The 23,400-nt window shown below is 62.6% G+C and carries 20 protein-coding genes; 8 read left to right on the top strand and 12 right to left on the bottom strand.

The window, feature by feature from the left end:
- Nucleotides 1-47: 47 nt before the first annotated feature.
- On the bottom strand, nt 48-314 hold the full coding sequence (locus ACXMYO_RS11410; protein WP_438764778.1) for a hypothetical protein: 267 nt from the start codon (nt 312-314) through the stop codon (nt 48-50).
- A gap of 225 nt (nt 315-539) precedes the next feature.
- Here ACXMYO_RS11410 and ACXMYO_RS11405 point away from each other — a divergent pair, with 225 nt between their 5' ends.
- The 3 genes from ACXMYO_RS11405 (at nt 540) to ACXMYO_RS11395 (ending at nt 2,776) form a co-directional block, all read left to right on the top strand.
- Entirely contained in the window at nt 540-770 is a 231-nt protein-coding gene (locus ACXMYO_RS11405) for a DUF3072 domain-containing protein (protein WP_438764777.1), read from the top strand.
- A gap of 170 nt (nt 771-940) precedes the next feature.
- A complete protein-coding gene (locus ACXMYO_RS11400; RefSeq protein WP_457808805.1) occupies nt 941-1,942 on the top strand; it encodes a bile acid:sodium symporter family protein in 1,002 nt (333 codons plus the stop codon).
- A gap of 72 nt (nt 1,943-2,014) precedes the next feature.
- Entirely contained in the window at nt 2,015-2,776 is a 762-nt protein-coding gene (locus ACXMYO_RS11395; protein WP_457808804.1) for an SDR family NAD(P)-dependent oxidoreductase, read from the top strand.
- Nucleotides 2,777-2,853: 77 nt separating this feature from the next.
- Here the strand turns inward: ACXMYO_RS11395 and nhaC are convergent, their stop codons facing one another.
- The 8 genes from nhaC to ACXMYO_RS11355 form a co-directional block, all read right to left on the bottom strand.
- Nucleotides 2,854-4,416 (bottom strand): Na+/H+ antiporter NhaC, encoded by a 1,563-nt coding sequence (gene nhaC, locus ACXMYO_RS11390; protein ID WP_438764771.1) that lies wholly within the window; start codon nt 4,414-4,416, stop codon nt 2,854-2,856.
- 186 nt (nt 4,417-4,602) lie between these two features.
- Nucleotides 4,603-6,045 carry an NAD(P)(+) transhydrogenase (Re/Si-specific) subunit beta gene (locus ACXMYO_RS11385; RefSeq protein WP_438764770.1) on the bottom strand — a complete coding sequence of 481 codons (1,443 nt, stop codon included), beginning with the start codon at nt 6,043-6,045 and terminating at the stop codon, nt 4,603-4,605.
- Nucleotides 6,046-6,061: 16 nt separating this feature from the next.
- A complete protein-coding gene (locus tag ACXMYO_RS11380; protein ID WP_457808803.1) occupies nt 6,062-7,633 on the bottom strand; it encodes a Re/Si-specific NAD(P)(+) transhydrogenase subunit alpha in 1,572 nt (523 codons plus the stop codon).
- Nucleotides 7,634-8,021: 388 nt separating this feature from the next.
- The gene (locus ACXMYO_RS11375; protein ID WP_457808802.1) at nt 8,022-8,144 is read right to left on the bottom strand and encodes a hypothetical protein; all 123 of its coding nucleotides are present in this window, start codon (nt 8,142-8,144) and stop codon (nt 8,022-8,024) included.
- Complete coding sequence (gene pcsA, locus ACXMYO_RS11370; RefSeq protein WP_457808801.1) at nt 8,113-8,862, bottom strand: phosphatidylcholine synthase; 750 nt, start codon at nt 8,860-8,862, stop codon at nt 8,113-8,115. The genes ACXMYO_RS11375 and pcsA overlap by 32 nt, the downstream gene beginning before the upstream one ends.
- Nucleotides 8,863-9,315: 453 nt before the next feature.
- Nucleotides 9,316-11,253 (bottom strand): biosynthetic arginine decarboxylase, encoded by a 1,938-nt coding sequence (gene speA, locus ACXMYO_RS11365; RefSeq protein WP_438764763.1) that lies wholly within the window; start codon nt 11,251-11,253, stop codon nt 9,316-9,318.
- Nucleotides 11,254-11,487: 234 nt separating this feature from the next.
- The gene (locus ACXMYO_RS11360) at nt 11,488-12,438 is read right to left on the bottom strand and encodes a homoserine kinase (protein ID WP_457808800.1); all 951 of its coding nucleotides are present in this window, start codon (nt 12,436-12,438) and stop codon (nt 11,488-11,490) included.
- A 200-nt stretch (nt 12,439-12,638) separates the two neighbouring features.
- Nucleotides 12,639-12,926: a DUF2782 domain-containing protein gene (locus ACXMYO_RS11355; RefSeq protein ID WP_457808799.1), complete on the bottom strand. Its 288-nt coding sequence runs from the start codon at nt 12,924-12,926 to the stop codon at nt 12,639-12,641.
- Between the two features lie 159 nt (nt 12,927-13,085).
- Between ACXMYO_RS11355 and polA the strand changes: the two genes are divergently transcribed.
- Both polA and ACXMYO_RS11345 read left to right on the top strand, forming a co-directional pair.
- Entirely contained in the window at nt 13,086-15,866 is a 2,781-nt protein-coding gene (gene polA, locus ACXMYO_RS11350; RefSeq protein ID WP_457808798.1) for a DNA polymerase I, read from the top strand.
- A gap of 56 nt (nt 15,867-15,922) precedes the next feature.
- On the top strand, nt 15,923-16,309 hold the full coding sequence (locus tag ACXMYO_RS11345) for an META domain-containing protein (RefSeq protein WP_457808797.1): 387 nt from the start codon (nt 15,923-15,925) through the stop codon (nt 16,307-16,309).
- A 19-nt stretch (nt 16,310-16,328) separates the two neighbouring features.
- Here ACXMYO_RS11345 and ACXMYO_RS11340 read toward each other — a convergent pair whose 3' ends face one another.
- Nucleotides 16,329-17,090 (bottom strand): helix-turn-helix domain-containing protein, encoded by a 762-nt coding sequence (locus ACXMYO_RS11340; RefSeq protein WP_438764755.1) that lies wholly within the window; start codon nt 17,088-17,090, stop codon nt 16,329-16,331.
- Between the two features lie 404 nt (nt 17,091-17,494).
- Between ACXMYO_RS11340 and gndA the strand changes: the two genes are divergently transcribed.
- Nucleotides 17,495-18,907, top strand: coding sequence for an NADP-dependent phosphogluconate dehydrogenase (gene gndA / locus ACXMYO_RS11335; RefSeq protein WP_438764754.1), 1,413 nt, complete (start codon nt 17,495-17,497; stop codon nt 18,905-18,907).
- Between the two features lie 51 nt (nt 18,908-18,958).
- On the opposite strand, the gene ACXMYO_RS11330 is transcribed toward gndA, so the two are convergent.
- Nucleotides 18,959-19,867: a LysR substrate-binding domain-containing protein gene (locus ACXMYO_RS11330; protein ID WP_457808796.1), complete on the bottom strand. Its 909-nt coding sequence runs from the start codon at nt 19,865-19,867 to the stop codon at nt 18,959-18,961.
- Between the two features lie 134 nt (nt 19,868-20,001).
- Here ACXMYO_RS11330 and ACXMYO_RS11325 point away from each other — a divergent pair, with 134 nt between their 5' ends.
- Both ACXMYO_RS11325 and ACXMYO_RS11320 read left to right on the top strand, forming a co-directional pair.
- Nucleotides 20,002-21,207, top strand: a complete 1,206-nt coding sequence (locus tag ACXMYO_RS11325) for a CaiB/BaiF CoA transferase family protein (protein WP_457808795.1) — start codon at nt 20,002-20,004, stop codon at nt 21,205-21,207.
- A complete protein-coding gene (locus ACXMYO_RS11320) occupies nt 21,208-22,068 on the top strand; it encodes an HpcH/HpaI aldolase/citrate lyase family protein (protein WP_457808794.1) in 861 nt (286 codons plus the stop codon).
- 51 nt (nt 22,069-22,119) lie between these two features.
- Here ACXMYO_RS11320 and ACXMYO_RS11315 read toward each other — a convergent pair whose 3' ends face one another.
- Nucleotides 22,120-23,361, bottom strand: coding sequence for an MFS transporter (locus ACXMYO_RS11315; protein ID WP_457809488.1), 1,242 nt, complete (start codon nt 23,359-23,361; stop codon nt 22,120-22,122).
- Nucleotides 23,362-23,400 lie beyond the last annotated feature (39 nt).

The raw sequence follows: 23,400 nt of genomic DNA, 5'->3' as shown, positions 1-23,400 counted from the left end.
GAGCGCCACGACAACGGCGCCCGTGGAAAGCGGGCGCCGGTCGGGAATTACTTGACGGGCTCACCGGCGCGCCAGGCCACCGAGGAAATAAAGGAAGACGATCCGCTGATCAGGGCTTCCGTTACGCCGCATTCGGTGCACCACGTCTGGCTGTCGGCCAGACCCAGGCGGGCGTTGGTGGTGCGAATCGACTGGCTGTCGTTGTCGATGTAGATGCACTCCAGCGGCGTATCACGCGGCGGCGCCTGTTCAGACGTCAGCGTATAGCCACCCTGGCGTACGACATCACGATAGTTGCTGACAATACCTTCCATGGTGCGACTCCTTGAAACATGACTCGGGTTCTGCAGACCGGTTCGCCTTCAATGGCAATAACGATCGTTTCTTATACAAGCATTCGACGAGCGCAGGTGCCATAACATGAGTTGATGGAGATACAATCCACCATTGGTCAAAGTAGCGTATGCCAGCGTGCATCAGCCACACAATCGTCTATATTTTTATCCAGTATCCCACAGGGCGTTCACGGAGAGAGCCGCATGACCAATCGCACGGAAGACCCGAGCCACAACGATCAGGCCAGCAATCTGGAGAAGGATCCCAACGACTGGGCGACCGGAGACGAAAGCATGACCGGGGCTCAGGCCTCCTATCTGCGCACGCTGTGCGAAGAAGCCGGCGTCGATTTTGACGAGTCGCTCAACAAGGCCGACGCCTCGAAGATGATCGACGAGCTTCAGCACAAGACCGGACGCGGCGAGAGCCACTGACGGCGCGGCTTTCGCCGGACAAAAGCGCCTGCGGGCGCTTTTTTCGTGTCCGGCGTTCAGGGCCGTGCCCGGTCGTGCCAAATCGGGAGTGCTGGCGTATGATCGAGACTCGGCCGGGGCAAAGGCCCGGCTGATCCAACAATCCCAAATGCTTGAGCTTCGAGTCTGCCGTGTCCCTGATTGCCCGTCTCAATATCGACAAGTTCCTTCTTTATCTTGTCTGCACCGTCGTGCTGGCCTCACTGCTGCCCGTGTCAGGTCGCTACGCCGAGTGGTTTTCGATTGCCACGACCATTGCCATCGGTCTGCTGTTTTTTTTGCATGGCGCCCGGCTGTCGCCCAAAACCGTCGTGAAGGGCATGGCCCACTGGCGTCTGCACCTGGTGATCTTTCTGGTCACCTTTGCCCTGTTTCCCGTGCTGGGCCTGATCATCGGGCTGCTGTCGCCGGCGCTGCTGTCACCGGCGCTCTATACGGGGGTGCTGTTTCTGTGCGTGCTGCCCTCGACCGTGCAGTCCTCGATCGCCTTTACCTCGATCGGCGGTGGTAACGTGGCGGCTGCGATCTGCTCGGCGACGGCCTCCAACATTCTGGGTATGTTCATCACGCCGATCCTTCTGGGGCTGGTGCTCAGCGTCAACGCCGATGCCGGTGCCGGACCGTCGCTGGGCGCGATCGGCAATATTCTCATGCAACTGCTGGCGCCGTTTTTGCTGGGTCAGCTCCTGCAGCCCTGGATCGGGCAGTGGGTGCGTGAGCACAAGGCGCCGCTGGCCATTGTCGACCGCGGCTCGATTCTGATGGTGGTCTATCTGGCCTTCAGCGAGGCGATCGTTGGCGGTTTGTGGCAGCAGGTCGACGGTGTCAGCATCGCCACCATGGTCGTGGTGGACTGCTTGCTGCTGGCGGTGGTACTGCTGATTACCCGGACCGTCAGCCGTCTGATGGGCTTTTCGCAGGAAGATGAGGTCGCCATTGTCTTTTGCGGTTCCAAAAAGACGCTGGCCTCCGGGGTGCCCATGGCCAACGTGTTGTTTCCGCCCGGGCAGGTCGGCAGTGCGCTGCTGCCGTTGATGCTGTTTCACCAGATCCAGCTTTTCGTGTGTGCCATGCTGGCGCGGCGCTATGCGACGCGCCGTGCGGCGATGGCCGGCGAGGCACAGACCACGTAAGTGATGGCCCGTTCGGATGGCATGACCATGGCCGATGCTGGATTACTGATCATTAAGCGAAGGAGAGAGCACGTGACGAAAAGCGTTTTCATTACCGGTGCCACATCCGGGTTTGGCCGCGCCGCCGCCCGCCGCTTTGCCGAGGCCGGCTACTCGCTGGTGCTGACCGGCCGTCGCCGCGAGCGCCTTGAAGAGCTTGAAAGGGAGCTCTCCGACACCGTGGCCGTTCATGTCGTCGAGCTCGACGTGCGCGATGAAGCGGCGGTGAAAAAGGCGGTCGATGAGCTGCCCGAGGCGTTCGCCTCGATCCATGTGCTGCTCAATAACGCCGGCCTTGCGCTGGCGCCGGAGCCGGCGCAGGACGTGGCGCTTGAGGACTGGCACACCATGATTGATACCAACGTGAAGGGCCTGGTCAACGTGACCCATGCGCTGCTGCCGACCCTGATCGAGATCGGCGCGGGCGCCAGCATCATCAATATTGGCTCCACCGCCGGCAAGTGGCCCTACAAGGGCAGCCACGTGTACGGGGCGACCAAGGCGTTTGTCGAGCAGTTCAGCTACAACCTGCGCTGTGACCTGCACGGCACCGGCGTGCGCGTCACCGACATCGCCCCCGGCATGGCCGAGACCGAGTTCACCCTGGTACGCACCAAGGGTGATCAGGCCGCCTCTGATCAGCTTTATGGCAACACCACGCCGATGTCGGCCGAGGACATCGCCGAGCAGATGTTTTACGTGGCCACGCTCCCGGCGCATCTCAACATTAACTTCCTCGAGATTCAGCCCGTGCGCCAGGTCTGGGCCGGCATGGCCGTGGATCGCGACGAGTAAGCGCTCTCGATTGTGTAACGAAAACGCCGGCCCATGGGCCGGCGTTGTTGTTGTCGCACGCGTGTCTCGAAAGAGCTTCAGGGGCGGCTGGAAGCAGGCTCGTAGCGGTCATCGATGATCTGGCCGTCCGAGAGCGTGGGCAGCGCGTCCTCGCGAGCGGGCGCCTCATCGTCGCTCATGCGCGTGACGCGAAAGCCGATCAGCGCGTAGAGGATGGCAATGCCCAAATTGATCAGGTTGAAAAAGGCAAAGGGCGCATAGCTCAGCGTCGCCACGCCCAGAGTGGCCGCCATGTAGGCGCCGCAGCTGTTCCACGGAATCAGCGGTGAAGTGATCGTGCCGGAATCTTCCAGCGCCCGCGACAGATTGACCGGCTTGAGCCGACGGCGCTGAAACTCCGCCTTGTAGATGCGCCCGGGCAGCACCACGGAGAGATACTGATCGCCGGTGACCACGTTGGTGGCAAGGCCGGTGGCCAGCGTCGAGAGAATCAGTGATGAGGTGCTGCGCGCCACGCGCAGCAGCCCGCTGACGGCGCGCTCCAGCAGCCCCAGCCGCTCGATGACCCCGCCAAAGGTCATGGCCGATAAAATCAGCCAGACCGTGGTCAGCATGCTGGCCATGCCGCCGTTGGTTAAAAGCGCATCGATCGCCTCGTTACCGGTGTGGGCGCTGTAGCCGTCATAAAGCGCAATCCAGCTGCCCTTTAAAAGCGCCATGGCATAACCCAGCGAGGGCGTGTCGGCCAGACCCACCACCGCCTCGCGCTGAAAGATCAGCGCAAACACCACGCCCAGCAGGGCGCCGATGAAAATGGTCGGAAACGCCGGCATCTGCTTCCACGCCATCACCAGCAGCGCCAGCAGCGGCAGCAACAGCCAGGCGCTGATGGTGAAGTGATCGCTCAGGATCTGCTGGATGTCGGTGATGCGCTCGGGCGTGGCCGCCTGATCAGGGCCGCCCAGACCCAGCAGCAAAAAGAGAATCAGCGCCAGAATCAGACTCGGCGTGGTGGTCCAGAGCATGTGGCGGATGTGAGCAAAAAGCTCCGCCTCGGCCGAGGCTGGCGCCAGATTGGTGGTATCGGACAGCGGCGACATCTTGTCGCCGAAGTAGCCGCCGGAGATGATCGCACCGGCGGTGATCGCCGTGGATAGCCCCAGCCCGTTGGCAATGCCGATCAGTCCGATGCCGATGGTGCCGGCCACCGTCCAGGAGCTGCCTACCGAGACCGACACCAGCGCGCACAACAGACAGGCGGTGGCATAGAAGTAGCGGGGCGAGAGAATCTCGAGGCCGTAGTGGATCATGGTCGGCACCACACCGCCCAGCGTCCAGGTGCCGATCATGGCCCCGACCGAGAGCAGAATCAAAATCGCGCCCAGTGACAGGTGAATGCCGTGGTTGATGCCTTCTTCGATGGCTGCCCATCGGTGGCCGTTTTTCAGCCCCACGACCGCGGCCAGCATGGCGCCCATGATCAGCGCGATCTGGGTCGGGCCGCTGGAGGCGTCGGCGCCAAACAGCGTCACGCTCAGCGCCAGCATGATGATAACGGCGACGATGGGGAAAAGTGCGTCCAGCATGCCGGGGGCACGGGGCGAGGTAGCGTCACCCTCGTGTCGGGAAAGGAAAGCCATTGTCTGTCTCGCTGCTGCAACCCATAAAAAACAGCACCCTGTCGAGGGCTCGACGGGGTGCTGTTGTCGTAATGGGCGCGGATTATTCCAGAATCGCGACCGTTTGTCCGCGCTCAGGCGTCATCCGGGGCCGGCCCGGGCAGGATCCACAGGCGCGACAGCCCTGACGAGGCAGTCGATGGGGCGTTACTCCACCATCGGCAGCAGTGCGTTGATGCTCTCACGCGCATCGCCGTAGTACATCCGGCTGTTGTCCTTGAAAAACAGCGGATTTTCGATCCCCGAGTAGCCGGTGCCCTGGCCGCGCTTGCAGATAAAGACCTGTTTGGCCTCCCACACCTTGAGTACCGGCATGCCGGCGATGGGGCTGTTCGGGTCTTCCTGAGCGGCCGGATTGACGATGTCGTTGGAGCCGATGACGATCACCACGTCGGTGGTGGCGAAGTCGTCGTTGATCTCGTCCATCTCCAGCACGATATCGTAGGGCACGCGGGCCTCTGCCAGCAGCACGTTCATGTGCCCCGGCAGACGACCGGCGACCGGGTGGATGCCAAAGCGCACCTCCTTGCCGGCATCACGCAGCTTGCGCACCAGATCGCTCACTGCGCTCTGCGCCTGGGCCACCGCCATGCCGTAGCCCGGCACAATGATCACACTTTCGGCGTCGTTGAGGGCGCTCGCCACGCCATTGGCATCGATCGATATCTGCTCACCCTCGATCTCTGCTGCCGGCCCCTGCGTGCCGCCGAAGCCGCCGAGGATCACGTTGACGAAGTTACGGTTCATCGCCTTGCACATGATGTAGGAGAGAATCGCCCCGGAGGAGCCCACCAGCGCGCCGGTCACGATCAAAAGGTCATTGGACAGCGTAAAGCCGATGGCCGCCGCCGCCCAGCCGGAGTAGCTGTTGAGCATCGACACCACCACCGGCATGTCGGCCCCGCCAATGCCCATGATCAGGTGATAGCCGATGAAAAAGGCCAGAAGCGCCAGCAGCAGCAGCGTCCAGAAACCGGCGCCGCTGAGATAGAGAATGGCAAGCGCCAGCGAGAGCACCGCCGCGCCGGCATTGAGCAGATGGCCGCCGGGCAGCTGGCGCGGCTTGCCGTCCACCTTGCCGGCCAGCTTGCCAAAGGCAATCACGGAGCCGGTAAACGTCACCGCCCCGATAAAGATTCCCAGCACCACTTCGACCTGCAGAAACATCAGCTCGTCCGGCGCCTTGGTCGCCACCAGCGCGGCAAAGGCGGAGAACTCCTGCATCATGCCGTCGGCGGCGCGTTCGGCCAGTACCCGGCGACGTTCCAGATCGGCGCTCCAGGCCACGAACACGGCCGCCAGGCCCACGAAGCTGTGCAGTGCCGCCACCAGCTGGGGCATCTCGGTCATCTCGACCCGGCGCGCCAGCCGGGTGCCGATCACGGCACCGATGATGATCATCGGGATCATCAGCCAGTAGCCGCCGATACCGGGGCCGAAGGCGGTGAAAAAGACCGCCACCGCCATGCCGATAATGCCGTACCAGACGGCGCGCTTGGCTTTTTCCTGATTGCTCAGGCCCCCCAGTGACAGAATAAACAGAACACTTGCCGCGATGGCCGCGGCGGATACGAACCCTTGACTCAACATGGTATTTTCCGGCCGCTCAGGATTTTTGGAACATGGCGAGCATCCGGCGTGTCACCAGAAAGCCACCCACGATATTGATGGTCGCGATCAAAACCGAAATCGCCGCCAGAATGCTCACGATCACGCTGCCGGAGCCGATCTGTAGTACCGCCCCCAGAATGATGATCCCCGAGATGGCATTGGTGACCGCCATCAGCGGCGTATGCAGCGAGTGGCTGACCTTCCAGATCACCTGAAAGCCGATAAAACATGCCAGCACAAAGACAATGAAGTGCTGCATGAACGAGGCCGGCGCCACCTGACCCAACAGCAGCATCAGCGCCCCGCCCACGGCGAGCAGGGTGATCTGGCGTTTGGTCTGCGACTTGAACTCGGCGGTCTCTAAAGCGCGTTTTTCCTCTGGGGTGGGGGCCTTCTCCTTCGGCTTCGGTTTGGCCGCACCGATCGCCTTTGTTTTGGGCGGCGGCGGCGGGAAGGTGATCTCGCTTTGATGAGTGACCGTCGCCCCGCGGATCACGTCGTCTTCCATGTTGTGCTGGACGACGCCGTCCTTGCCGGGCGTTAAATCGGTGAGCATGTGACGGATATTGGTGGCGTACAAAAGCGAGGCCTGGGTCGCCATGCGCGAGGGATAATCGGTATAGCCGACCACCACGACGCCGTTGTCACTGACCACGCGCTCGTCGGCGCGGGTCAGGTCGCAGTTGCCGCCTTTTTCGGCCGCCAGATCAATCACCACCGAGCCGGGCTTCATCAAGGCAACCATGTCCTCGAGCCAGAGTTTGGGTGCCGGCCGGCCGGGGATCAGTGCGGTGGTAATGACGATGTCCACATCACTTGCCTGCTCGCGAAAGCATTCGAGCTGCTTTTCGCGAAACTCGGGGCTCGACGGCGAGGCGTAGCCGCCGCTTTCCGAGCCGTCCTGGGCGTTGTCGAAGTCGAGAAACAAGAACTCGGCGCCCATGGATTCGATCTGTTCGGAGACTTCCGGGCGCACGTCAAAGGCGCGCACGACCGCACCGAGACTGGTAGCGGTGCCGATGGCGGCAAGGCCGGCCACGCCTGCGCCGATCACCAGCACCTTCGCCGGCGGCACCTTGCCGGCGGCGGTGACCTGGCCGGTAAAAAAGCGCCCGAAGTTGTTGCCGGCCTCGATCACCGCGCGATAGCCGGCGATGTTGGCCATCGACGACAGGGCATCCATTTTCTGCGCTCGCGAGATACGCGGCACCATGTCCATGGCGATGACCGTGGCACCCGTGGCGCGGCATTTTTCCAGCATCGCCTCGTTCTGGGCCGGCCAAAAAAACGCGATCAGGGTCTGACCGTTACGCAGGCGTTCGGCTTCCTCGTCATTGGGTTCGCGAACCTTGATGACCACCTCGGCGTCACGCCAGAGCGCGGCGGCGCTGTCCACCACGGTGACGCCGGCCTCGCGATAGGTGTCATCGTTAAAGCCTGCCCCGGCCCCCGCGCCGGTTTCCACCAGACACTCATGCCCCAGCTTTTGCAGCTGCTTCGCGCTCTCCGGGGTCAGCGCGACCCGCGCCTCACCCCGAGCACTCTCCCTTGGTGCGCCTATCTTCACGCGTGTTCTCCCCTGATGATGAAAGACGGGCCGTTTGCCTTGTTGTCGGCACTTGTTGACAGCCCGGCCCCTGACAAGCAGAGCGCGCCACGATGGCCGCCCCCCTGCTCAAACCCGGTAGGCTCTCACGCCGCTTTTGGAAAAGCCGTTCGACCTTTGATTAATAGACGAAGGGTGTGTCGTGGATCGAACGGTCAGCGTCGTGTTTTGCTCCGAACGCGGCGCAAATCGCCAGCGCCGGCCACCGTCAATCGGGACACCTGCTTCAAGGGGGAAGGCGAAGGACATCAAAAAAAGCGGGAAGGGAGCGGACAAGGCAAGGCCGGAAGGAAAAACGCCTCGCCCGGATCGTGGTCCGGGCGAGGCGATAAAGGGTCGCGTGTGGCGGCTATTCCAGGCAGGTATAGCCTTCAAGCCCGGCTTCGAGCTCTTCGAGAAATATCTCGCGCTCGCGGCCCTGGATGCCGCGGCGCCGACCCTTATGCTGAAGCGTTTCGCCGTGGCGAGGCAAGCCACTCCTGCGCCGTGCGCCACAGGCACATACCTGCAAAGTACAGCGAGGTCAGGCCGAGCCCCCACAGCGCCCAGGTGGCATGCCCAGCGCTCGACAGCAGCAGCAAGGTGGTGCAGACACACCAGGCCAGGGTGACCGCGATGTTCAGCGGCATCAGAAAGCGCACTCGAAACGGATGGAGAAACTTCATCCGCGTTACGGTCAGAGCAGCAAGCACCACAATGGCGGCAAAGACGACAAAAGGCGGCAGATCGAGGATATAGAAATAGGCGGCGGCGATGTTCCAGGCGGCGGGGAAGCCGACGAAGTAGTTGTCCTGGCTTTTCAGGTTGACGTTGCAAAAGCAGAACATCGATGACAGCACGATGATGAACACCGACACCAGCGAGAGATACGGCGGCAGCTCGATAAAGGAGTAGATAAACAGTGCAGGGATAAAGGCCCAGGTGAGGTAGTCGATGACCATGTCGAGAGTGGCGCCGTCTATTTGCGGCAGGGTGGCCTTGACATCGTACTTGCGCGCCAGGGTGCCATCGACGCTATCGATCATCATCGCCGTGCCCAGCCAGAGCAGGCAGGCGACGGGGCGTTCGTCGATCAGCGCCAGCAGGGCCATCGTGGCGAACAGCACGCCACTGGCGGTAAGAATGTGAACGCTCCATGCCTTGCAGGGAGAAGCGCTTGAGGATGTGTGCGAAAAAAGCGATTGTGCCATCCTGGCCCCATGGGGAACGTGCCGTTCCCGTTGTGTTGGCTGTATCGAGCAGCGTCTGGGCGTCGCAATAACCCGGTATGGATTTACGGGTGACCATCGCGGTGTGGCTGCCCGCCGCGATGCCTCACATGGTGGTAGCTCTTGCAGGACAGCGCGAGGGCATGCCTTTCATTGCATTACAGACAATGATAGACGATATACCGATCGGTCAGGGGCGCCAGTGCGTGTGCTGCCGGTCGTCAGGCGGGGCGCGCCATCTGCAGGTGGTTACCGATACCGATGTCGGCCGGTGCCTGCGGCGCTCGACATCACATGCGGTCGCAGGCACCGGAACGATCAACGGCGCCAGGGGCCTTGCGGGATCAGCGGTGTGGATGGCGGGTCCACTGCCCGGGCGTGGCGCGGGCAGTGGACAGGATGATCAGGCAGCGCCCGAGACTGCTTCAGGTTTGATTACTCCAGGTAGGTATAGCCTTCAAGGCCGGCTTCGAGCTCTTCGAGAAACATCTCGCGCTCGCGGCCGGAGACGTCGCTGCGCAGCAGCTGGCGCTGGAAACGGCTCTTGAGGCGGTCAGGGTCGAAGTTCACGTAGCGCAGTACGTTGGCGACGCTGTCGCCGACGATCGGCGTGCCCAGCTGCCACGCGCCGTTGTCGTCCACGCTGACATCGATGGAGTCGGTATCGCCAAAAAGGTTGTGCAGATCGCCCAGAATCTCCTGATAGGCGCCGACCAGGAAAAGGCCCAGAAGACGGTCTTCACCGGCTTTCCACTCCGGCAGCGGCAGCGTGCTTTCCACCCCCTGGCCGTCGACATAGCGCTCGATGCGCCCGTCGCTGTCGCAGGTGATGTCCTGGATCACGCCGCGACGCGTCGAGGGGGCGTCCAGATTGGACAGCGGCAGTACCGGGAAAATCTGATCGATCCCCCACACGTCCGGCAGGGACTGAAACAGCGAGAAGTTGACGAACAGCTTGTCGGCGAGCTTCTCGTCGAGCTCATCGAGGATTTCGCGATGGGCACGGTTGCGGCGGTCGAGCTTGGCCCGCAGGCGCTTGCAGGCGGCGGTGTAGAGCGCCTCGCCCTCGGCGCGCACGCCCAGGGTGGCGCTGCCCAGCACGAAGCGGTCCTGAATGTCGATCATGGCCTGATACAAATCGTGATAGTACTCGACCAGCAGGCGCGGTTCGGCGGGCTCGGCCAGCCAGTCATAGGTCTGCCATAGCACGTCCAGATGGGTGTCGCCTTCATGCTGGCCACGTTCGGGCAGGGCCACTTCGTGGCGCTCCTCGTCGATCACGTTGGTGATCAGCACTGCATGATGGGCCGTCAGGGCGCGACCGGACTCGGAGATGATGTCCGGATGCGGAATGTCCATGCTCTGACACAGCTGGGAAAACGCGCCGACCACGTTGTTGGCGTACTCGGCCATCGAGTAGTTGGTCGAGCAGTAGCTGCGCGAACGGGTGCCTTCGTAGTCCACGCCCAGGCCGCCGCCGACGTCCACCACGGACACCGGGGCACCGACATCGCGCAGGCTCTTGTAGAACTGGGTGCATTCACGCAACCCGCGCTGAATGTCGCGAATGTTGGCGATCTGCGAGCCCAGATGAAAGTGCACCAGCTGTAGCGATTCCAGCCGGTCGTGGGCGCGCAGGTGATCGACCACGTGCTGGATCTGACGGGCGGTCAGGCCGAATTTGGACTTGTCGCCGCCGGTGCTTTCCCAGTTGCCCTTGCCGACCGAGGAGAGCCGCGCGCGCACGCCAATGCGCGGCATGACGCCGAGATTGTCGCCCTCTTCCAGAATCAGCTCCAGCTCGGCCTGTTTTTCCACCACCAGATAGACGCGGTGGCCGAGCTTTTCACCCATCAGTGCCAGGCGGACGTACTCGCGGTCCTTGTAGCCGTTGCAGACGATGGTCGAGGTGGTCTCCGAGGAGAGCGCCAGCACGGCCAGAAGCTCCGGCTTGCTGCCGGCTTCAAGGCCCACGCGGCCGCGACCGCGCTCGGGGGTGGCCAGAAGCTCTTCGACCACGCGGCGCTGCTGGTTGACCTTGATGGGGTACACGGCCGTGTAGCGGCCTCGATAATCCAGCTCGTCGATGGCGCGATCAAAGGCCTGGCACAGCTGCTCGACGCGGTCATGCAGGATATCGGTAAAACGCACCAGCATGGGCAGGCGCAAGCCGGCCCCCTGCAGCGTCTCGACCAGCCCCTTCAGGGGCAGGGCCGGACCGTCCTGACTGTCGGCATCCCCGAAGGGGCGCACCACGGCCAGCCCCTGCTCGTTGACGTCAAAATAGCCGCTGCCCCACTGATCGATATTGTAGGTACGGCGGGCTTCAGACTGGGCATGGGTCTGGTCGGATACGGATGAAGCGTTGGTCATGGACAGGCTCCGGTCAGAATTGGCCGCGAACGACACTGTGACACTCGTCAGACAGGATCGTCATACACACAAAAGGCAGCCCGTGCTGCCCGGCGCGCATTCTAGCGCCTTTGTTGCCCCGGTGGCAGATTGCCCGGGCAATTGCTGCCAGTGTAGACCCTGAGTGCCAGAAAGGGCCCGGACCTGCCGGGACGTTTCGACGGTGATGCCGACCAGGGCCGGCATCAAAATCCGTCATGAGCGTGGCAGCGGTGCCGGCGGATGATCAATGCGCGCCTTCAGGATCCGGCGATACTGGGTCGGGTCCTTGGGCGTCAGAGCGTGGGCGGGCGGGTCGACATAGACCACCAGAAGGCGCGACAGCCAGTAGCGCAGCGCCGTCAGCTCCAGCATGGTGGGCCAGACCCGGCGCTCTTCGTCGGTAAAGGCGCGCTCGCGGGCGTAGGCGTCGATAATGGCGTCATAGCGTTCGGGAATCAGCGCGCCGTGATCGTCACTGCACCAGTCGTTGATGACAATCGCCAGATCAAAGAGCAGATCGCCGGTGCAGCCGTTGTAGAAATCGATCACGCCGCAAAGGCGGTCGCCTTCATAGAGGGTATTGTCGCGAAAGAGATCGCCGTGCAGGGCGCCCTGGGGCAGCTCGACATGTCTGAGACGGCAGTCCAGCGCATCGACCCGGTCGCGCAGCAGGCTCTGGTCGTCGCGGTCCAGATAGCTCATGACCCGGGAATGGACGGCGTGCACCCAGCGCAGATCGCGCGGGTTGGGGCGGCTGCCCTGAAAGCCCTGCGAGATGCGATGCATCTGGCCCAGTACCCGGCCGATGGCGGTGCACTGCGCCGGCCCGGGCGCTTGCGGATGCCGGCCGGCCAGACGCGGGAACAAAAGGGCCGGGCGGTCGGCCAGACGCTGCAGGGCCACGCCGTTGCGATCGAAAAGCGGTCCCGGTACCGGCAGCTGATGCTGATCCAGCCAGGCCAGCAGGTCGACGAAAAAGGGCAGCTCTTCCTGCTCGCCCTGTTCGAACAGGGTCAGTACCAGCACTTCCCGGTCGGTGGTGACAAAAAACGTGCTGTTTTCGGTACCGCCTGCCACGCCCTCGACCGACACCAGGGTGCCGACGTCGTAGCGTTCCAGAAACTGGGTGACCTGTTCATCGCTTAAAGGGGTAAAAACCGCCATGTGGCTCCTGGCGCGCTGCGGAGGCGCTTATCGTGCTGGGTAACAAGGGCCGTGACCGGTCGTGGTCATGGCAATGACGTGCTCAAACGCTGGATGCCGGATCGCACGGCGCCCCGGGCATGGCCTGACGCCGCGCCGCGCGGAGTCTATCACCGAAACGCCATGTTTTGCCTGTCGGCCTGGCGGGTCGGCAGTGTGCGCTAGCGTGTCGACGCCCGGGTCCATGACGGCGCTTCGATATCGGCCTCACCGCTCTGGCGTCGGAAATTGCCGTCGCCGTCGGTGTCCAGCAGGACAGTACGCTTGTCGCCTTCGACGATTTCGATGGCGTAGAGGCGACCCTCGAGGCGATATTCGCGTACGACGCGATCGCCGTCGCGCTGGGTGGTGACCTCGCCTTCGGGTTCGGCCAGCGCTGTGGCAGCGAACATGGCAGGCATCAGCAGCGCTGTCAGCGCCAGGGTCGGCAGCATCCGTCCAGTGGTCATGATGATCTCCAGAGGGTGGGGCTTGAATGTTGCACAGTGTAAATCCCGCAGCGGCAAATAGCAGCCATGCCGGTGCGTACCGCGCGCGCTTTCTTCGCTGACGTCGACGCATGGCTTGCGTATCATGACGCCATATTCGAGTCGTTAGCTGGAGCTTCCATGGCCGCTGCCCCGATCGTCCTTGTGGACGGTTCTGCCTACCTGTACCGCGCCTTTCACGCCCTGCCACCCCTGTCGACCTCGACCGGCGAGCCGACCGGCGCCGTGCGCGGCGTGGTGTCGATGCTTAAAAGCCTGATCCGCCAGTATCCCGAAAGCCCCATGGCGGTGGTCTTTGATGCGAAGGGCAAGACCTTTCGTGACGAGCTGTTCGAGCAGTACAAGGCCCACCGCCCGCCCATGCCCGATGAGCTGCGCGCTCAGGTCGCGCCGCTGCACGAGTGCGTGCGCGCACTCGGCCTGCCGCTTTTGTGCATCGAAGGTGTCGAGGCCGATGACGTGATCGGCACGCTGGCGCGCATGGCCACCGAGGCCGGGCGCGATGCGATCATTTCGACCGGCGACAAGGACATGGCGCAGCTGGTCAACGAGCACATCACCATGGTCAACACCATGAAAAACGAGACGCTCGATGTGGCCGGCGTCGAGGGAAAGTTCGGCATCCCGCCGCATCTGATCATCGACTATCTGGCCCTGATGGGGGATAGCGTCGACAACATTCCCGGTGTGCCGGGCGTGGGGCAAAAAACCGCGCTGGCGCTTTTGACCGGCATGGGCGGCGGACTCGACACCATCTATGGCGATCTCGAGCGTATCAAAACGCTGTCGTTTCGCGGCGCCAAAACCATGGCCAAAAAGCTCGAGGACAACCGCGAGCAGGCCTTTTTATCGTACAATCTGGCCACCATTCGCACCGACTGCGAGCTGCCGGTCGGCCTGGACGGGCTGGACATTGCCCATCCGGATCGCGAAGCGCTGCTGTCGCTCTATCAGCGTCTCGAGTTCAAGAACTGGCTCAACGAGCTGCTTGACGGCGGCAGCGTCGGCGAGGCGTCTCCCGATGTCCCCACCGGCGAGGGGGATATGGACGGCGGCGAGTCCGGCGATGGGGCCTCCGCCATGGCCGGCGAGCAGCGCGACTACCGCGCCGTGCTGGAACAGGACGCGTTCGATCGCTGGATCGAGCGCCTGACGCAGGCCAAAGCCTTCTGCTTCGATCTGGAAACCACCAGTCTCAACTACATGGACGCCGAGATTGTCGGCATCGGTCTGGGCATCACGCCGGGCGAGGCCGTCTATGTGCCGGTGGCGCACGACTACCTCGATGCCCCGGACCAGCTGGATCGAGACGCCGTGCTGGCCGCGCTCAAGCCACTGCTGGAAGACGCCTCGATTGCCAAGATCGGCCAGAATCTTAAATATGACATCGAGGTGCTGGCGCGCTACGACATTGGCGTCAATGGCGCCCTGCTCGACACCATGCTCGAGTCCTACGTGCTCAACTCCACCGCCACGCGCCATGACATGGACTCGCTGGCGCAGGCTTATCTCGGTCACCGGACCATCTCGTTTGAAGAGATTGCCGGCAAGGGCGCCAAACAGCTGACCTTTAATCAGGTGGCGCTTGAGCAGGCGGTCGAATACGCCTGCGAAGACATCGACGTCACCCTGCGCCTGCACGCGCACCTGCGGCCCAGGCTCGAGCAGGAGGGCAGACTGGCCGAGGTCATCGACAGCCTCGAACTGCCGCTGGTGCCCGTGCTTACGCGCATGGAGCGCACTGGGGTGGCGGTGGATACGAGGGTGCTGGGCGAGCAGAGCCGGACGCTGGGCGAGCGCATTACCGAGCTCGAGCGCGAGGCGTTTGAACTGGCCGGACGCGAGTTCAATCTGGGCTCGCCCAAGCAGCTCGGCGAGATTCTGTTTGAAGAGCAGAAGATTCCGGTTATCAAGAAAACGCCCAAGGGCGCGCCCTCGACCGCCGAGGCCGTGCTCGAGGAGCTGGCGCTGGACTACCCGCTGCCCAAGGTAATCATGGAACATCGGGGGCTTTCCAAGCTCAAGTCGACCTATACCGACAAGCTGCCGCAGCTGATCAATGCCACCACCGGGCGCATTCACACCAGCTATCACCAGGCGGTCACGGCCACCGGGCGCCTCTCCTCCAGCGACCCCAACCTGCAAAACATCCCGATTCGAAGCGACATTGGCCGGCGCATCCGCACCGCCTTTGTCGCCACGCCCGGCTATCAGCTGGTCGCGGCGGACTATTCGCAGATCGAGCTGCGCATCATGGCGCATCTTTCCGGCGATGAAAGCCTGCTCACGGCCTTTGCCGAGGACCGCGACATCCATACCGCCACGGCCGCCGAGGTTTTTGGTACCACGATCGACAGGGTCACCAGCGATCAGCGTCGCAGCGCCAAGGCGATCAACTTCGGTCTGATCTACGGCATGAGCGCCTGGGGGCTGGCCCGCCAGCTCAAGGTCGAGCAGCGCGAGGCCAAAACCTGGATCGAGCGCTACTTCGACCGCTATCCGGGCGTGGCGCGCTACATGGAGCGCATCCGCGCCGAGGCGGCCGAGAACGGCTATGTCGAAACCGTCTTTGGCCGGCGGCTGTACGTGCCCGAGATCAACTCGCGCAATCATGCCCGCCGACAGGGCGCCGAGCGTACCGCCATCAACGCCCCGATGCAGGGCACGGCCGCCGATATCATCAAGCGCGCCATGATCGATGTGGATGCCTGGCTTCAAAAGGGTGAATTCGACGCCAAAATGGTCATGCAGGTCCACGATGAGCTGATCTTCGAGGTGCGCCGCGAGCAGGTCGAGGCGTTCAAGATTGATGTGGTCGATCGCATGCAGAGCGCCGGGCAGCTCGATGTGGCGCTGATCGTCGAGGCCGGCCACGGCGACAACTGGGAAGAGGCGCACTGATTGTCCGGCGCCCGGCCAACACAACAGGCACACGCTTGTGCCTCATGGAGAGCGATATGAGCCTCATTGGAAAAGGGTCGATAGCAGCGGCAGTGCTGATGGCAGGCCTTGCCGGATGCGCCGGCAACGCGGCGCAGAACGGGGACGCGCCTCAACCGGGAAGCGATGCCCTGGATCAGGCTACGCTGAGCTTTGACGGCCATCGCATCAGCGGCAGCGGTGGCTGCAATCGAGTGTTTGGCCCGGCCCGTGTTGAACAGGGCCGGCTAATCGTCGGCAATCTCGCCTCAACCCGCATGGCATGCCCGGACAATGAGACAGGGGACCAGGCGCTGATCGATTTTCTGGAGAGCCGTCCGCGCCTGATCCAGGGGGACAACGACGAGTGGCGTCTTGAGGGCGAGTCGCAGCAGATGGCGATCGAGCGGGTGCCCATGCAGTAGGGGCAGGCACCCGGGGCAGTCAGCCCATGGGCGCTTCACTGTTGTTTGAATCGACATCGAGCATGTGGCTGAGATCGAGCTGAATGTAAGTCTCGTCAAACTGCGCTTCGCGGTAGAGACGCTCGTAGTCGAGAATTTCCAGCATGCGGCGCTGCTTTTTGACCATCCCCTCCCGGGCCAGCTCGCCGAGCATGCGGCTGACATGCACACTGGTCAGTCCCAGAAGGCTTGCCATGAGCTTCTGGTTCATGGGGAATTCAAAGCGAAGGCCCATGTCCGGGGTGGTGTGTTTCAGCCGCAGATACATCTCGATGATGAAATGGGCAATCTTCATGCGCGCGCTGCAGTGCATCAGACTCGCCACGCGCTCGGTCATCAGCGCCTGATCTCTTGATGCGGTGGCAAAAAAGGCCGCCGAGAGCGCGCGTGACTGCTGGCAGGCGTCCAGTATGCAGCGATAGGGAAAGGCGCAGACGGTCCCGTCGGTCATCATGCGCACGTCGGTGAGATGGCGCCCGAAGGTAAAATCGCGCAGCCCGATGATGTCGCCGGGCGTAAAGATCTCGACCACCTTCATCTCGCCCATCAGGGAAATTTTGTAGGCATAGGCCCAGCCGGCCTGCAGCGTGTAGAGCGTTTGCGTGCGCTCGCGAAAATGCCAGAGACTCTCGTGTCTCTTGACCGCTCTGGCATCCTTTTCCAGATGGGCCAGCGTGCGTTTTTCGTGGTCGCTGAGTGAAATCAGATTGCTGAAGTTTTCAACGATACAGCCATGACTCATCGTCATCTCCTGCTGTGTCGGCCCGTGTGCCGATGACGCCTTTTCCCGGTCGGGGAGGTGGCCCATCGCAAGGGGCTGGCTCGGTTATTGTCATGAGCCTGTTTCGCTATTAGCGTGTATTTATTAGATTTTTTTATGTCAGGGCGTAGATTGAGCATGGCGCATGTGGCCCATGTTCACCACCTCTGACAGGGCAATGGCGACGAAATGATCATCCGTGCGTAGTTTGTGCGCCTTCGAGCGGGGACAATCGCTGCGCGCTCTGCCAGACTGGCCTGTCACCGTGTTGGCGTGGCACATTCGTCAGGCGACAGCATGCTGTCTATCCCGATGTGGGACATCAGGACGCGTAGCAGCGCTGCTAACGTGTCGTAGTTCAATGACTGCTGGAGTAGTAAAAGGCAATGACCAGACAACAGATTGGTGTCATGGGAATGGCAGTAATGGGGCGCAACCTGGCGCTCAACATCGAAAGCCGCGGCTATACGGTGTCGATCTATAACCGTTCCTCTGAGAAAACCGACGAAGTGCTGGCTGACAATCCCGACAGCAAGCTGGTCCCGTTCTATGAGATCGAGACGTTTGTGGCCTCGCTGGAAAAGCCGCGCCGCATTTTGTTGATGGTGGCCGCCGGTGAAGCCACGGACAAGACCATCGAGTCCCTGAAGCCGTATCTGGACCAGGGCGATATCCTGATCGATGGGGGCAATACCTACTATCCGGATACCATTCGCCGTAACCGCGAGCTTTCCGAGGCGGGTCTGAACTTCATCGGTACCGGCGTTTCCGGTGGCGAGGAGGGCGCCCTCAAGGGCCCCTCGATCATGCCCAGCGGCCAGCGCGAAGCCTATGACATGGTGGCCCCGATCCTTGAAAAGATCGCCGCGCGCGCCGAAGACGGCGAGCCGTGCGTCAACTATGTTGGCCCCGACGGTGCCGGTCACTACGTCAAGATGGTGCACAACGGCATCGAATACGGTGATATGCAGCTCATCAGCGAAGCCTACGCCATCCTCAAGGAAGGCCTGGGGCTGTCCAACGACGAGCTGGCCGATGTCTTCACCGAGTGGAACGACGGCGAGCTCGACAGCTATCTGATCGATATCACCGCACGCATCTTCAGAAAGCGTGACGAAAACGGCGAGTACGTGGTCGACACGATTCTTGATTCGGCAGGCCAGAAGGGCACCGGCAAGTGGACCAGCAAGAGCGCGCTGGATCTGGGCGTGCCGCTGCCGCTGATCACCGAGTCCGTCTTTGCCCGCTTTATCTCCTCTCTCAAGGAAGAGCGCGTGGCAGCCTCGAAAGTGCTCAAGGGCCCGGCCGACAAGCCGTTTGAGGGGGACCGCGCCGAGTTCATCGAAAAGGTCCGCCAGGCGCTTTATTTCAGCAAGATCGCCTCCTACGCCCAGGGCTTTGCCCAGATGCGTTCGGCCAGCGACTACTACGACTGGAATCTCGACTACGGCTCTGTCGCCAAGCTCTTCCGCGCCGGCTGCATCATCCGCGCCCGTTTCCTGCAGAAGATCACCGATGCCTACCAGGAACAGCCGTCACTGGCGAATTTGTTCATGGCGCCGTACTTCTCCGACATCGCCGAGCGCTACCAGCAGTCGCTGCGTGACGTAATCAGCCATGCGGTACAAAACGGCATTCCGGTACCGACCTTCTCGTCGGCCGTGGCCTACTACGACAGCTACCGCGCCGAGAAGCTGCCGGCCAACCTGGTCCAGGCCCAGCGTGACTTTTTCGGTGCCCACACCTACAAGCGTCTGGATCGCGACGGCGTGTTCCACACCGAGTGGCTTGAAAAGTAAGCCCTGCGACGCCCTGGTGTCTCAAAACCCCGCGCCTGTCGCGGGGTTTTTTTATGCCTTCGGGGGCTGATCGGTGCGACCAAACGCCATCAGCGCCTCGATCAGCGCCATGCCGCCGCCGGGCAGCTCGGCGGCGTTGCGCACCACCACGCTGCGCTCGCGCGTCGCCCAGGGCGCATCGATATGGATCAGAGCCAGCGTCATGAGCCGGCGATGGCGCAGCGCGGCGGATTCCGGAATCACGCCGACCCCGACGCCTGCGGCCACCAACCGACAGATCGCCTCAAACCCTGATACCTGAACGCGCAGCTTCAGCTCGGCGCCGACACCCTCGAACCGGCGGGTCAGAAACTGCATAAGGCTGCTGGTATCCGGCAGCCCGACGTGGAAGTCCTCCACCAGATCTTCCAGCACCACACTCTGGCGCTGCGCCAGCGGATGATCCGGGGCGGTAATCAGCACCAGCCGGTCGGTGCTGAAGTGATAGCGCTCGAGACCCGCGGTGCCGATGGGGCCGGCCACGATGCCCATGTCGGCGCTGCCCTGTTCCACGCCGCGCACCACCTCGTGGTTGAGCCGCTCGCGCAGATCAATGGTCAGCCGTGGTCGCGTGGCCAGAAACTCGCCCAGCACGGCCGGCATCAGTTCGGTGACGGCGGTGGTGTTGGCCAGAATGCGTAGATGGCCGGCGCGGTCGTCGTCGCCGGCCATGTCGTGGGTGAGATGATCAAGCTGGCGCAGCACGCGCCGGGCGTGGGTCAAAAGGCGCTGACCCGACGCGGTCAGTGCCATGCCGCGCGAGCTTCGATAGAAAAGCCGTTTGCCCAGCTGCGCCTCAAGCTGCTGGATGCGCGCGCTGGCCGCCGCCGTGGAAAGACACGCGTGGCGGGCACCCTGGGTAAGGCTCGGCGCCTCGGCCACATGTACGAAAAGGCGCAGATCGGTCAGATCAAGGGACATGGGCTCCTGCCGGAGAAGGGCCGGACGCGCCGGCATGGCGTTCGCCTGAGCCTAACGCAGGGTCCGGCAAAGGCCAATTCTCCCTGCGGCCAAAAGCAGGCAGGCTTCAAGGTAGCCACAGCGAGGAGTCCGCCATGACGAAAGCCGTCGATGTTCCCACCCCCGGTCCGCTTGAAGGCATTCGGGTCATCAGCCTGGAGCATGCCATCGCCGCGCCGTTCTGCTCGCGCCAGCTGGCGGATCTGGGCGCGGAGGTGATCAAGATCGAGCGCCCCGGCACGGGCGATTTCGCCCGCGGCTACGACAGTCGCACCCGCGGGCTGGCCTCGCACTTTGTCTGGACCAATCGCGCCAAGAAAAGCCTGACACTCGATGTGAAGGCCGCCGAGGGCGCCGGCGTTCTGTTTGAGCTGTTAAGTGATGCCGACGTGCTGATCCAGAACCTGGGCCCGGGGGCGAGTGCACGCCTGGGACTGTCGTTCGAGGCGCTTCGTGAGCGCTTCCCGCGTTTGATTGTCTGCGATATCTCGGGCTATGGCAGCGACGGCCCCTATATCAACAAAAAGGCCTACGACCTGCTGATCCAGAGCGAGTCGGGGCTGTTGTCACAGACCGGCACGAAGGACACGCCGGTCAAGGCGGGCGTGTCGATGGCGGATATCGCCGCCGGCATGTACGCCTACAGCAATATTCTCGCCGCGCTTTTGGCCCGCGGTCGCAGCGGACAGGGCAGCCATATCGATGTCTCGATGCTCGAGGCCACCGTGGAGTGGATGGGCTATCCGCTCTATTACGCCTTCGAGGGGGCCGAGCCGCCGCCGCGCGCCGGCGCCTCGCATTCGACCATCTACCCTTACGGCCCCTTTCCCGCCGGGGACGGTCAGTCGGTGATGCTGGGCCTGCAAAACGAGCGGGAATGGCAGACGTTTTGTACCGGGGTCCTTGAGCGCCCGGCGCTGATCGATGACGTGCGCTTTGCCACCAATGCCGATCGCAGCGAGGCGCGTCAGGCGCTGGATGGCGTCATTGACGAGGTATTCTCGACTTTGACAGCCGATGAGATCGTGGCGCGGCTCGACCAGGCCGGCATCGCCAACGCCCACGTCAACGAGATGGCCGATGTCTGGGCCCACCCGCAGCTGGCCGCGCGTAACCGATGGCGCGAGGTGGACTCGCCCGTCGGGCCGCTGCCGGCGCTGCTGCCGCCCGGCCAGGGTCGGGCCTTCGACACCGTCATGGGGGCCATACCGGCACTGGGTGAACATACCGAGGAGATTCTGGTCTCACTGGGGCATGACGAGACAACCATCAAGGGCTGGCGCGAGAAGGGAGTGGTGTAAATGGCGACGACATCGATCGATGCGGCAGAGCGCATCAGGACGGCGCGAACGGCGCTGTTTGTGCCGGCGACCCGGTTTGATCGCATTGGCAAGGCGCTGGCCAGCGAGGCCGATCTGGTCATCGTGGATCTCGAGGACGCCGTGGCGCCTGAGGACAAGGTGCTGGCGCGTGAATACCTGGAGCAGTTCGTGGAAGAGTCGCCGGATGTCGCCCTGTGCGTTCGCATCAACGCCCCCGACAGCGAGCACTTCGACACCGATCTGGATCTCTGCGCCCGGCTGCCGGGTGTGGCAGCCATCATGGTGCCCAAGGCCGAGGCCGCCACGCGGCTCAAGCAGGCCGCGGCGCTGGACCGCCCTTTGTGGCCGCTGATCGAAAGCGCCGCGGGCCTTGAGTGGATCGACGAGATTGCCGCCGTGGACGGCGTGGAGCGCTTGAGCTTTGGCGCGCTGGATCTGGCGCTTGATCTGGATCTGGAAAGCGACACCCCCGGCGCCGAGGCGATACTCGATCAGGCCCGCTATCAGCTGGTGCTGCACTCCAGGCTGGCCGGGCTGGCCCCGCCCATGGCCGGCGTGTCACCCGTGCTTGATGATGACGATGCTCTTTACACCACTGCGCTGCGCGCCCGCCAGATGGGTTTTGGCGGCATGCTCTGTATTCATCCTCGCCAGCTGGCTCCGGTACTTCAGGCGTTCATGCCCGACGCCGAACAGCTCGAGTGGGCGCGCAGGGTGCTTGAAGGCGCGCAAACACAGGGCGGCGCCTTTCGCGTGGACGGTCGGATGGTCGATGCCCCGGTCATCGAGCGCGCCCGACGTCTGCTGGCGCGCGGCGGTCAGGGCGGTGGCCATTCATGACCCACGCAGAGGCAATGCCTGAGCGGCTTTCAGTCGTTCGAAATGGCAGCGCTACCTGTTTGGACTAACGCCAGGGCGTGACGAGGCCTTTGTGCGCAACAGGCCCATCGTGGTCAAAAGGGTAATCATGGTGCCCAGCAACATTGCCCACGTCGGGTTGCTGCTGGCATCCAAAAGGTACCCTGACCATGTGCCTGCCAGCATAAAAAGTGAGGCCAGTGAAAAGGCAATGCCGACCATGTCGGGATATCGCTTGCCGGCAAAGCGTTTCTGTCGGGCACAGAGATTGGCCACATTGCAGTAGGCGGCCGCGAGATAGAGACAAAAATTCAGCATCATGTAGACGGACAGCACCGGCATCGACACATCATTGCCATACATCCGCACCATGCCCAGCATCATGAGTTCGTCGACGGTCACAACGAACATGGCCAGCGTCACATGATGGCGATAGCGAAAGCGATGTTTCAGGGCATAAAACAAAAGCGGCCCGATCATCGAGCCCAGCCCTCCCAAAATCCCCACCATGGCAACGATTTCCCCCTTGTTGTCGGCCTCGGCTGCCAGCCACGGTGGCATGTAGTAGAGAAACAGTCCCATGGAGAGATAGATCAGCGGCGTTGTCACGGGGGCGCTGGCCGAAAGGCAAAATATCCGGCCACGAAAATATCGGATGCCTTCGATCAGATCGAGGCGTGAAGCGTGATTGCTTCCGGGGTCATATCGATTTTGATTGGACACAAAAAGCGTGTCGCGCTTCATGGCTGCCCAGCGAAAAAGAAACGACGCCAGTGTCATGATCAGATTGATGACCAGCACGGCATAAAGGGAATAATCGATCAGCAGGCTTCCCAGCGGCCGGCCAATGACCAGTGTGGCCAGGGTCAAAAGGCTAAGGGAAAACGCGTTGAAACTGACGGCGGTTCTGTCCGATTCAAGCGACAGGGCGCCGGCATAGGTGCCATTGGCGATGCTGGTGATGACCGGGATAACGGACGTCAATATAACGTAGGTGATCAACACGACCGGTGTTGACAGTGACCCTTCATAAAGCAGGAGCAGCGCCACCAGCGTAATGACCATGTCGTAGACTTCGCAGATCAACAGTACCCGGTAGGGGGAGTAGTGACCCAGCAGTCGTGCCATGACATAAGCACAGGCATTGATGGCCCTGGAAAACGTGGTGTATAGCGCAATCCATACCGGGGACAGCATGCCCACCGCGACCAGTGTTGGCACAGAGCCCTCGACCACGGAAGAGCCGGCGTAGGACAACATCAATCCCGATAGCATCAGCATGTGGGGTTGGCGCAAAATCCCTGACGGCGCCGG

It is taken from the genome of Kushneria sp. EE4, from assembly GCF_977968315.1.
The sequence above is the reverse complement of the archived record's forward strand: the minus strand, read 5'-3'. Positions and strand labels throughout refer to the sequence as shown.